Source organism: Variovorax paradoxus, from assembly GCF_000834655.1.
Classification (GTDB): Bacteria; Pseudomonadota; Gammaproteobacteria; order Burkholderiales; family Burkholderiaceae_C; genus Variovorax; species Variovorax paradoxus_F.
This window is the reverse complement of record NZ_JXQQ01000135.1, coordinates 21,976-33,097: the sequence shown is the minus strand read 5'-3', so window position 1 is coordinate 33,097 and position 11,122 is coordinate 21,976. Positions and strand designations below refer to the sequence as shown.

Below are 11,122 nucleotides of genomic sequence, written 5' to 3'. Positions count from 1 at the left end.
GCCGAGCTTCCTGTGCTTTGGCGCGAATTCGCTCGAGCGCGATTCAGAGTTGGAAAGGTTACATACCATTCGGGCTGATTTGTTAATAAATTAACATCAAAGATGAATTCGAATTGCAAATCAGATGAGCACCGAATTTGCAGGTCAACTGTAAATATGACTTACATGCAAGAAGAGAAAATTACTTCTTCTAAAGTAATCTTCTTCTCATTTCGTCCCACGGGGATTCAGAAAACGCGACAAATCTCACGATCTCGATATGCGGCCGATCGCTTTTTATGCTCTTGAAAGCAATCTTTCCTCATCCAACGCTCACGCGGACGCAGCCTGTTTTGGCTGGGCCAATTCAAGCGCGTGGCATAAGGCCGTAATCAATGGAAATGCGTGGGTTGCAGCGGCCAAACCAAATCACACCAATCGCCGCGCTCCACGCAGATGAATGGTTTGCGGACTGCGCGTCAGGAACCGAAATGCAGCTTGCGCAGTGCGGACAGCTCGAGCACGGTCACGGCGAAACAACCCCTTTGGCCTCGCGCGCGCATGTCGCCGCACTCAGTGGGGGCTTCAATCTGTCGTAGCAGGTAGATGCACGATTGAGAGATGAGAGCCAGCTCGCGGCCTTGGTATGAATACCCGCGCAGCCCACGTTCGCCCCGGTTGCCGGGGCTCTCTCAGCATTGATGCGCTGTTCGAAGCCGACGTTTGAAACAGTGCATCCAACGTCGGCTTCGCAGCGTTTATCGAAACCCGGTGCCGCCCTGAAAAGGATCGCGACCCGCTACGCCAGAGAAGTCGTGGTCGTCCTCAATCGCTCCATCTACCGGGCCGGACGAGATCGCGCAAGGCCGAGTCACAACTCCGTCTTCAGGCGGGCAACCGCCGCAGTGATGGCCTTCTCATTGCGCTTGTAGTAGGACCACTTGCCGCTTCGCTTGACGGTGACCAAGCCGATGCGCGCGAGGTCCGCGAGGTATTTGGAAGTCGTCGAGAACGCCAAGCCCTGTCCAGCCTGGATCGACGACACGCAGACGCCGTCCAGTACCGGATCGCCCTCGTCCTGCGGCGGGAAGCTGCTCCGTGGGGACTTGAGCTTGCGAAGAATCTCCATCCGCTGTGCATTCGCCAGGACGTCGAGGATTTGGATGAGGGGGACCTGTTCTTCTTTCATCAGTCAGCGTCGGTGCACGGCTTCCCATGCGGTTTCTGTCAGGTCGAGAGCCGAAGTGACTCTAGCAGTTTCATGTGCGAGAGCGCCAAGGCGACGCCGCTTCCGCACGCCCGGGTCCCACCTCGCATAGGTGACGAGCATCCATCCTGCACCCTGCCCGCGGGACGTACGGCCTCCCCCTCTCTGCTTCAGACCGCTCTCTCGAGGTTGAACCTGGTCAACCGCATCAGGCGATGTGTCGATGTCTATGACCGGAAGACTCCGCAAAAGACCCCGGCCACGGCTCGTTACAGCCGCGCTCACAAAGTATTCGGTGCAGCCCCATCGACCAACTCGCAAAGCCGACGGCCTGGCCCGTCAGACGGGTAGGCCCTCGATCCAAAGGGAATTGAAAAGTCGCAGCGTCATTTCGCGAATTATCGATATGATTCGATGCATGCCGGCTGAGGTTCGAAAGCGTCGACGCCTCTCGCGGCAAGTTGTGGTGACTCTCACGGGTCACATGACAAGTTCCTGTCCTTACCGAAAGACCCTCAAATGAAAGCGATCGTTCTTACGAAGTTTGGCGGCCCCGACAGCTTCGAGCTGCAGGAAGTGCCAATTCCCGAAGTCGGCGCGGGCGAGTTGCTGGTGCGCGTGCACGCCACGGCCATCAATCCGCTCGACTATCAGATCCGCCGGGGTGACTACCCGTCGTATGTTCGCCTCCCGGCCATCATCGGCCACGACGTCTCCGGCGTCGTGGAAAAGGTGGGGCCAGGCGTGGCCGATTTCGCGGTCGGGGACGAGGTGTTCTATACCCCGCAGATCTTTGGCCCGAAGGGCGGCTCCTACGCCCAGTACAACGTCGTGGCAGAGGCGCTGGTGACCCGCAAGCCCGCCAACCTGACGCACGAGGAAGCGGCCTCGATGACGCTTGTCGGCGGCACCGCCTGGGAGGCCCTCGTCACACGGGCCAAGCTGCAGCCGGCCGAGTCCGTGCTGATCCATGGCGGCGCCGGTGGCGTGGGCTCCATCGCGATTCAACTGGCCAAGTCGATGGGCGCCACGGTGTACACGACTTGCAGGGGCCGAGATACGGCGTTCGTTCGCGACTTGGGCGCGGATCATGCCATCGACTTCACGAGCCAGGACTACATCGAGGAGATCGCCGCGATGACCGGCCGCAAAGGCGTGAACGTGGTGCTCGACACGATCGGAGGGATGACCCTGACCCAGTCGCCCCATGTGCTCAGCGACGGGGGCCGCGTCGTGTCGATCGTGGATCTCGCCACGCCCCAGAACCTGGTCGCGGCCTGGGGCGTGAATGCCGAGTACCACTTCGTCTTCACGCGCCAGAATCGGGGCAAGCTGCTCGCGCTCAGGACGCTGCTCGAGAGCGGCCGCATCCGCCCGATCATCGGTGCGCGGTTCTCGCTGGAGCAGATCCCGCAGGCCCACGCCGCCCTCGAACGGGGGGAAGTCGATGGCCAGCCCTTCCACGGGAAAGTGGTGATTTCCGTTGCCTGATCGACGCATGCACCCGCGGGTCGGGCACCTTCGATCGGGGATCTACGTGAAAGGGGGCGACGGGTGCTGACCACCGCAGAAGTTCTGGCGAGCCATGAGGCTGCCCTGGGCGCGCAGAACCCCGGCAGGATTGCGGCCCACTACGCAACGGACGCAGTCGTCGTCGTCAACGGGGCCACCTATCGGGGACCGGACGAAATCGCGCTTCTCTACGCTACCTTGATCCGTGATCTCCCCGACGCGACATGGCGTACCGATGTCGCGGTGATTCACGAAGACTTGGCCTATGTGGAATGGGCATGTGAATCGGCAGCTTCGAGCGTCAGGTTCGGCACCGACACCTTCGTGGTGTCGGATGGCCTCATCACCCGGCAGACAGCGAGCTTCTCGATTGTCTGGAACACCAGGCAGGCCACACGCGACGCCTGAACGGTCACCCGATGGCGTCGGTCTGAGCAAAACGCGAAGTCGCCGGAAGCGGCATGAGAGGCATGATCGTCTGCGCCATGCGCTGCGTTCGATCGCTGGCCGCCTTGTCTCGGACTTCAATGGCAAAGAACAGGCGCAGTTCCGCGAAAGACGCGTTACTCCACCGTCACGCTCTTGGCCAGATTCCTCGGCTTGTCCACATCCGTCCCCCGCGCGCACGCCGTGTGATACGCGAGCAATTGCAGCGGCACCACATGCAGCAATGGCGACAACTGACCGTAGTGTTCCGGCATGCGGATCACGTGCAGCCCTTCGCTGCTCTTGATCTTGGTGTCGCCATCGGCCAGCACATACAGGACGCCGCCGCGCGCACGCACTTCCTGAAGGTTGCTCTTGAGCTTTTCGAGCAGCGCATCGTTCGGCGCGACCGCGACGACCGGCATCTCGCTGGTCACGAGCGCGAGCGGGCCGTGCTTGAGTTCGCCGGCCGCGTATGCCTCGGCGTGGATGTAGGTCACTTCCTTGAGCTTGAGCGCGCCTTCCAGCGCGATCGGGTAGTGCAGCCCGCGGCCGAGGAACAGTGCGTTGTCCTTGCGCGCGAAGTCCTCGGCCCAGCCGATGATCTGCGGCTCCAGCGCGAGCACCGACTGCAGCGCCACCGGCAGGTGGCGCATTTCCTTCAGGTAACGCGCCTCGTCGGCTTCGCTCAGATGCCCCTTGGTCTGCGCAATGGCCAGCGTCAGGAGAAAGAGGCCGGCCAGCTGCGTGGTGAAGGCCTTGGTCGAAGCCACGCCGATCTCCACGCCCGCACGCGTGATGTACGCCAGCTTGCACTCGCGCACCATCGCGCTGGTGGCGACATTGCAGATCGTCAGCGTCTGCTCCATGCCGAGCGAGCGCGCGTGCTTGAGCGCGGCGAGCGTGTCGGCCGTCTCGCCCGACTGGCTGATGGTGACCACCAGCGTCTTGGGGTCGGGCACCGATTCGCGGTAGCGGTATTCGCTGGCGATCTCGACCTGCGTCGACATCTTCGCGATGCCTTCGAGCCAGTACTTGGCGGTGCAGCCGCTGTAGTAGCTGGTGCCGCAGGCGAGGATGAGGATCTTGTCGATGTCCTTGAAGACGCGGTGCGCGCTGGCACCCGTGGCGCCGTCCTGGCCGATGCCGTCGAACAGCTCGGGCACGATGCCCGCCACGCCCTCGAGCGTGTCGCCGATGGCTCGCGGCTGCTCGAAGATCTCCTTCTGCATGTAGTGGCGGTAGGGGCCGAGCTCGGCCGCACCGCTGTGGGCCTGCACGGTGCGCACCTGGCGCGTGACCGGCTTGTGGTTCTTGTCGACGATCCAGTACTTGCCCGGCTGCAGGTCGACCACGTCGCCTTCTTCGAGATAGACGATCTGGTCGGTCACGCCCGCGAGCGCCATCGCGTCGCTCGCAAGGAAGTTCTCGTCGCCTTCCTTGCCCGCACCGAGGATCAGCGGAGAGCCGGCGCGCGCGCCGACCACGCGCTGCGGTTCGTCGCGGCAGATGACAGCAATGGCGTAGGCGCCGTGCAGTTGAAGCACCGCGGCCTTCACAGCCTCGAACAGGTCGCCGTCGTAGAGGCTGTCGACCAGGTGGGCGATGACTTCGGTGTCGGTCTGGCTCTCGAACACGTAGCCCTTGGCTTCGAGCGCGGCGCGCAGCGGTTCGTGGTTTTCGATGATGCCGTTGTGCACGAGCGCGATGCGGCCGGGGCGCGTGCCTTGCGCATCGGCGCCGGGGCCGTGGCTGAAGTGCGGGTGGGCGTTGTGAACCACCGGCGCGCCGTGGGTGGCCCAGCGCGTGTGGGCGATGCCAGTGAGGCCTTCGACCTTGTCTTCGCGCACCTGCGTGACGAGGTCTGCCACGCGCGAGGTGGTGCGTGCCCGCGTGAGGCCGCCCGCATGCACCGCCACGCCGCAGGAGTCATAGCCGCGGTATTCGAGCCGCTGGAGGCCCTGCACGAGGACCGGAACGATGTTGCGATGGGACGCTGCCCCGACGATGCCGCACATGGTGAACTGCCTTTGGATCAAGAGAATGGGTCGATCGTAAGAAGCCGGATGAAAAATATGCCCTCGAAATTTCGTGAATTTCGGAGTTTTATTTCATCATTCCTTCAATTTGGATTTTTATTCCATAATTTGCAGATATATGGAATCAATCTCCCTCGATGCAATAGACCTCCGATTGCTCGATGCCCTCCAGCGCGACGCTTCGCAGACCAACCAGCGGCTGGCGGCCGACGTCGGCATCTCCCCGCCCACGTGCCTGCGACGCGTGCAGCGGCTCAAGGACGAAGGCCTCGTCGAGCGCCAGGTCGCGCTGCTCTCGCCCGACCGGCTGGCAGCGGTGCTCGGCCACGGATTGCAGGCGGTCGTCGAAATCTCCCTGGACCGGCAGGACGCCGCCGCGCTGGACGCCTTCGAAGCCCGCGTGATCGCCGACGACGCGGTGCAGCAGTGCTGGCGCGTCTCGCCCGGCCCCGACTTCGTGCTCGTGGTCGCGGCGCGCGACATGCCGGACTACGGCGCGTTGACGCAGCGCCTGTTCACCGCCGACGCCAACGTGCGCAACGTCAAGGCGTTCTTCAGCCTCAAGCGCGCGAAATTCGAGCCCCGGGTGCCGCTGGGCTGAAGCCCGGGCTTCCCGTCAGGCCTTGGGCTTCTTCTGGGGCCGCTTCCAGTTGGGAAAGCTCACCGGCTTGCTGCGCGCCACGGTCAGCGCGCCGGGCTCGGTCGACTTGTTGATGGTCGATCCGCCCCCGATGGTGCCGCCCGCGCCGATGGTGATCGGCGCCACCAGCACGCAGTTGCTGCCCACGTGCACGTCGGCCTCGATCACGGTGCGGTGCTTGTTCGCGCCGTCGTAGTTGGCGGTGATGCTGCCCGCGCCGTAGTTCACGCGCTCGCCCACCGTCGCATCGCCCAGGTAAGCCAGGTGGTTGGCCTTGGCGCCGGCCGCGAGGGTCGAATTCTTCACCTCGACGAAATTGCCGATGTGCACCTCCGCGCCGAGCTGGGCACCGGGCCGCAGCCGCGCGAACGGGCCGATCAGCGCCCGCTCCCCCACCGTCACGCCGGCCTTCTCGCCTTCGATGTGGGTGAACGGATGGATCACCGCGCCAGCCTCGATGCGCGCATTGGCGATCACGCAGTTGGCGCCGATGCGCGCGCCTTCGCCCAGCGACACGTGGCCCTCGAACACGCAGTTGACGTCGATCTCGACGTCGGCGCCGCAGTCCAGCGTGCCGCGCAGGTCGAAGCGCGCCGGATCGGCCAGGCGCACGCCCTGCTCCATCAACGCGTTGGCCTGTCGCAGTTGCCAGGCGCGCTCGAGCGCCGCGAGCTGCGCCGGGCTGTTGATGCCCGCCACCTGCAGCGCGTCGGTCGTGATGTGCGCCACCACCGGCACGCCATCGGCCGCGGCGAGTTTCACCACGTCGGTCAGGTAGTACTCGTTCTGCGCGTTGCGGTTGTCCAGCCGCGCGAGCCAGCCCTTGAGCAGGCGCGCAGGCACGGCCATCACGCCGCTGTAGATCTCGCGCACGGCGCGCTGGGCTTCGGTTGCGTCCTTGTGTTCGACGACGGCGGTCACGGCGCCGCCGGCCGATGTGCGGATCACGCGGCCGTAGCCGCTCGGGTCGTCGAATTCGATGGTCAGCAGCGCGAGCCGCTGGCCTGCGCACGCGGCCACGAGGGCGCGCAATGTGTCTTCGCCGATCAGCGGCACGTCGCCGGAGAGCACGACCACCGCGCCGTCGTCAGGCAGCAGCGGCGTCGCCTGCTGCACGGCGTGGCCGGTGCCCAGTTGCGGCTCCTGGCGCGCAAAGCGCGGCGTGGCGCCGCCCACGGCGCCGGCCATCGCCGCCTCGACCTCGGCCGCGCCGTGACCGGTGACGACCACCACGTGGCGGGCGCCGATCCGCGCGGCGGTGTCGGCCACATGCGCGATCAGTGCGCGACCGCTCAAACGATGCAACACTTTGGGCAGTTTGCTTTTCATGCGCGTGCCTTTGCCGGCCGCCATGATCACCACGTCGATCGGCCCCTGGATGTCTTGCTGCTGCGGAGTCTGATTCATGCTTTCTTCTTTCCGGATTCGTTGCGCGGAGCTCGCGCGGATTATCGGCGTGCTGACATTGATCACCGCGCTGGGCGCCTGCAGCGCGGTCAAGCTGGCCTACAACAACCTGCCCGAGGTGAGCTATTGGTGGCTCGACAGCTACTTCGACTTCGACAGCGCGCAGACGCCCAAGGTGCGCGACGAGCTGGCCCAGCTGCTGGCCTGGCACCGGCAGAACGAGCTGCCCAAGGTCATCGCCCTGCTGCAGGAAGCGCAAGGCCTGGCACCGGGCGAGGTGACGCCCGCGCAGGCCTGCAGCCTGGCCGACGGGATTCGCGAGCGGCTGCTGGCCGTGACCGAGCGCGCGGAGCCCGCCACCACCGATCTCGCACTGACCCTGAGCCCATCGCAGCTGCAGCAGCTCGAGCGCAAGTACGCCAAGCTCAACAACGACTACCGCAAGGACTGGCTCGACCGCACACCCGCGCAGGTGCAGGAAAAGCGCTACGACCAATTTCTCGACCGAATGGAAGACTTCTACGGCCGGCTGACGGCCGAGCAGCGCGACCTGCTCAGGCAGCAGGTCGCACAGTCGGCGTTCAACCCGCAACTCGCGGACGCCGAGCGCCGCAAGCGCCAGCAGGAGGCGCTGGCGATGCTGCGGGGTTTCAGCACGAAGAAGCCGTCGCCGGCCGAGGCGCGCGCCGCGCTGCATGCCTACCTGCTGCGCATCGCCGAGCCGCCGCCCGGCCCGTGGCGCGACCAGCAGCAGGCGCTGCTGGAAGAAGGCTGCCGCAACCTCGCGGCCCTGCACAACGGCACCAGCGCCAGCCAGCGCGAGCAGGCCGTGCGACGGCTGCAGGCCTACCAGAACGACTTTCGCCAGTTGGTGGCCGCGCGTTGAGGCGGCGGCGGGCGCGCCCGCAGGCTCAGATCAGGGGAACGGGCCGCAGCGGCCGCTCGAAGTAGTCGCCCAGCGCCTCCAGCGCATGCGGCTCCAGGATGCGCAGCCACCCCGCGTCGAGCTTGTAGAGGCCCAGGCGCTGCAGGCGGCGCAAGGTCTTGTTGGTGTGCACCAGCGAGAGCCCCAGCGCATCGGCGATATGCTGCTGGTTGAAGGGAAATTCCACCCAGCCGTCGCGCACCATGCCCACGCGCTCGGCGCGGCGGTAGAGGTGCATGAGCAGCATCGCGATGCGCTCGCCCGCGTTGCGCCGGCCGGCGGTGACGAGGTTGTCGTCCACCATCTTTTCCTCGCGAGCGGCCAGCCAAGTGATGTCGTAGCCCAGCTTGGGCTGCGCGTGGAAGAGCGGCCAGAGCCGCTCGCGCGAGAAGGCGCACAGGGTGACGTCGGTCACGGCCTCGACGCCGTGCGTCTGGCCGTCGGCGAACTCGTCCTGCAGGCCGATGAAGTCACCGGGCAGGAGAAAGCTCAGGATCTGCCGCCGGCCGTCGCTCAGCGTCTTGTAGCGAAAGGCCCACCCGGCATAGAGCGTGAAGAGCTGCGAGCTGGGCCGGTGCTCCTCGACGATCGAATGGCCGGCCTCGACGCGCCGCGCGCCGACACGAAACGACTGGATGGTCTTCAGATCCTCCTGCGATGCGGGCAGGAAGGCATCGAGACGGCGCAATGCGCAGTCGTCGCAGGGATTGAGACCCTGGGGAGGGGATGCGGCTATTGGATAGTCATCGAATCTCACGCTTCACTATAGGCGCTCCGGTTATGTCTTTTCACATTTCACCGCGCACTGCGGCTGTCTAGACTGCGCACCGTTTCCTTTTCCAGACGCATGACAGAACCACAGACGCTTCACGAAATCTTCTATTGCAGCGTGCTCGCGCAAGACCTGCCCGCCAACCCCGTGGGCGCGATCGTCAGCCGCGCACGGGTGCGCAATGCGGCGCAGGACATCACCGGCCTCCTGGTCTTCGACGGCATGCGGTTCTGCCAGCACCTGGAAGGTCCGCGCGAAGCGCTGGAGGCATTGATGCAGCGCATCGAGCAGGACCCCCGGCACGTCGAGGTGCGGGTGATCCACCGGGGCCCGCTGCAGACGCGCCGCTACAGCGGCTTCGGCCTGGGCCTGGCCGAAAGCGAAGGCCCCGACCTGATGGCCGGCGTGCACGTCCTGGAGGGCGAGGCGGCCGTCAAGCACTTCCTGGCGCTGCGCTCCAGCTTCGATATCAACGGCTGAAAGCGCAGGCCTGGGCCGAAACCCCTCGCAAAAAAGAAAAAGGCGGCCGAAGCCGCCTTTCCCGTCCATGGGAGCGAGCGACCGTTCAGGCCTGGTCCCAGGTGTAAGTGGCACCGTAGCCATCCCACGCTTCCATGACGATGCGCTGGCCAGCGGCCACCGCCATCGATTCGCCCGGCGCGAGCACCAGGTCTTCGCTGGGGTGGGCCAGCGTGGCGTCGGGCGTGATCCACACCCGGCCCTGCTTCACGCGCAGGACGCTCGCTGCGCGCGCCTTCAGGCTCATCGCCTCGCCAGGGGCAATCTGCCAGGCGCCGCGGCGCACGGCCGGGGGCACGGCGACGGCGGTGCGGGCGGGGATGGACAGGGAAGCGAGCGATTCGGTGGTGCAGATGGCGGTGGACATGATGGAGACTCCTTGGCTGTGCCGAAGTGCGATGCCAGGACGGTGGCAATGGCGCAGTTCGGGAATGAATGATCGTTTCCAGGGCGTTGTAGGTCCAATGAAAACGAAGTAGCCTACTGATGCTGATATCGCATCAATCACAGGCACTCCCCCAGGCTCCGCGCACTTCGTGTCGCTTCTCCTTCCCCCTCTCCGGGGGCAACACCTGCGGCCCGGCAAAGCCGGTTCCGCGGTGTCCCACGAAGGGAAAGCGCATGTTGATGCCGGCCGGTCCTCCAAAGGCTCATCCATGCAGCATTCGCAAACCCACCTGCGCTCCCGCCCCATCTCGGCCGGGCACCTGCGCGCCTTCGAAGCCGTCGCGCGGCACCTGAATTTCCGCGCTGCGGCCGAGGAAATGGCGCTCACGCAATCGGCGGTCAGCCGGCAGATCCAGTCGCTGGAAGAAGAAGTGGGCGTGGGCCTGTTCCTGCGCCACACGCGGGCGGTGGAGCTGACCAGTGCGGGGGCGCAGTTGCTGCTGGCGGTGCAGCAGTCGCTGCCGCGCATCGACATGGCGGTGCGCCAGATTCGCCAGAGCGCGGGGCGCAAGAGCGTGTCGCTCACCACTTTTGCGTCGTTCGCCTCGATGTGGCTGATCCCGCGGCTGGAGGCCTTCCAGCGCGACAACCCCGAGATCGACATCCGCATCGACGCGAGCGACGTGGCGGTGGACCTCGAAGTGGCCGACGTGGACATCGCCCTGCGCTATGGCCCGCGCGAGGTCATGCCGCCCACCGCGGTGCGGCTGTTCGGCGAAAACCTGACGCCGGTGGCGAGCCCCTGGCTCATCAAGAGCAGCCCGCCGATCAAGACGCCGGAAGACATCACGCGCTTTACGCTGATCGAGGCGGGCGACGCGCACCGCACCCACCTCGAATGGCTGACGTGGCGGCGCTGGTTCGAGGTGAACGGCCTGGAACGCGCCCAGCCCAAGCGCTGGCTCTATTTCAACTACGCCTACCAGATGGTGCAGGCCGCACTGACCGGCCAAGGGGTGGTGCTGGCGCGCAGCTCGCTGATCGCCGAGAGCCTGGCCAACGGCGATCTGATCGAGGTGCTGCCCCAGCACCGCATGGATTCACCGATGTCCTATTGGCTCATCGCCGGCCCGCGCAACGCGCTGCGGCCCGAGATCAAGGCCTTCTGGGACTGGCTGCTGCTGCAGGCCGGCACCACGCGCGGGACCATCGGCGAGGTGCCCGACCCGGACACCATCGACGATATCGACTGAACGGGAATGCGGCCGCCGCCGGGCTGTTCGAAGGCGAGCCGCGCCTCCCCCTTGGG

11 protein-coding genes are annotated in these 11,122 nt (G+C 65.5%); 6 read left to right on the top strand and 5 right to left on the bottom strand.

Annotation, left to right across the window (positions count from 1 at the left end; genetic code table 11):
- Window positions 1-850 precede the first annotated feature (850 nt).
- Window positions 851-1,168 (bottom strand): ArsR/SmtB family transcription factor, encoded by a 318-nt coding sequence (locus RT97_RS30965; protein WP_042582698.1) that lies wholly within the window; start codon window positions 1,166-1,168, stop codon window positions 851-853.
- Window positions 1,169-1,705: 537 nt separating this feature from the next.
- Between RT97_RS30965 and RT97_RS30960 the strand changes: the two genes are divergently transcribed.
- Window positions 1,706-2,677, top strand: coding sequence for a zinc-dependent alcohol dehydrogenase family protein (locus RT97_RS30960; RefSeq protein ID WP_042582697.1), 972 nt, complete (start codon window positions 1,706-1,708; stop codon window positions 2,675-2,677).
- A 63-nt stretch (window positions 2,678-2,740) separates the two neighbouring features.
- On the top strand, window positions 2,741-3,106 hold the full coding sequence (locus RT97_RS30955; protein ID WP_042582696.1) for a nuclear transport factor 2 family protein: 366 nt from the start codon (window positions 2,741-2,743) through the stop codon (window positions 3,104-3,106).
- Window positions 3,107-3,261: 155 nt separating this feature from the next.
- On the opposite strand, the gene glmS is transcribed toward RT97_RS30955, so the two are convergent.
- The gene (gene glmS, locus RT97_RS30950) at window positions 3,262-5,142 is read right to left on the bottom strand and encodes a glutamine--fructose-6-phosphate transaminase (isomerizing) (RefSeq protein ID WP_042582695.1); all 1,881 of its coding nucleotides are present in this window, start codon (window positions 5,140-5,142) and stop codon (window positions 3,262-3,264) included.
- A gap of 139 nt (window positions 5,143-5,281) precedes the next feature.
- Between glmS and RT97_RS30945 the strand changes: the two genes are divergently transcribed.
- Entirely contained in the window at window positions 5,282-5,764 is a 483-nt protein-coding gene (locus tag RT97_RS30945) for an Lrp/AsnC family transcriptional regulator (protein ID WP_042582694.1), read from the top strand.
- 15 nt (window positions 5,765-5,779) lie between these two features.
- On the opposite strand, the gene glmU is transcribed toward RT97_RS30945, so the two are convergent.
- Window positions 5,780-7,210 (bottom strand): bifunctional UDP-N-acetylglucosamine diphosphorylase/glucosamine-1-phosphate N-acetyltransferase GlmU, encoded by a 1,431-nt coding sequence (gene glmU / locus RT97_RS30940; protein WP_042582693.1) that lies wholly within the window; start codon window positions 7,208-7,210, stop codon window positions 5,780-5,782.
- Here glmU and RT97_RS30935 point away from each other — a divergent pair.
- On the top strand, window positions 7,209-8,096 hold the full coding sequence (locus RT97_RS30935; RefSeq protein ID WP_253278355.1) for a DUF6279 family lipoprotein: 888 nt from the start codon (window positions 7,209-7,211) through the stop codon (window positions 8,094-8,096). The two genes, glmU and RT97_RS30935, sit on opposite strands and share 2 nt — an antisense overlap.
- 25 nt (window positions 8,097-8,121) lie before the next feature.
- Here the strand turns inward: RT97_RS30935 and RT97_RS30930 are convergent, their stop codons facing one another.
- Window positions 8,122-8,823, bottom strand: a complete 702-nt coding sequence (locus RT97_RS30930) for a Crp/Fnr family transcriptional regulator (protein ID WP_155403948.1) — start codon at window positions 8,821-8,823, stop codon at window positions 8,122-8,124.
- Window positions 8,824-8,982: 159 nt separating this feature from the next.
- On the opposite strand from RT97_RS30930, the gene RT97_RS30925 reads away from it, so the two are divergent.
- Window positions 8,983-9,387, top strand: a complete 405-nt coding sequence (locus tag RT97_RS30925; RefSeq protein WP_042582692.1) for a BLUF domain-containing protein — start codon at window positions 8,983-8,985, stop codon at window positions 9,385-9,387.
- Window positions 9,388-9,472: 85 nt separating this feature from the next.
- Here RT97_RS30925 and RT97_RS30920 read toward each other — a convergent pair whose 3' ends face one another.
- Window positions 9,473-9,793 carry a DUF2917 domain-containing protein gene (locus RT97_RS30920; RefSeq protein WP_042582691.1) on the bottom strand — a complete coding sequence of 107 codons (321 nt, stop codon included), beginning with the start codon at window positions 9,791-9,793 and terminating at the stop codon, window positions 9,473-9,475.
- A 289-nt stretch (window positions 9,794-10,082) separates the two neighbouring features.
- On the opposite strand from RT97_RS30920, the gene RT97_RS30915 reads away from it, so the two are divergent.
- Window positions 10,083-11,066, top strand: a complete 984-nt coding sequence (locus RT97_RS30915; protein WP_042582690.1) for a LysR substrate-binding domain-containing protein — start codon at window positions 10,083-10,085, stop codon at window positions 11,064-11,066.
- Window positions 11,067-11,122 lie beyond the last annotated feature (56 nt).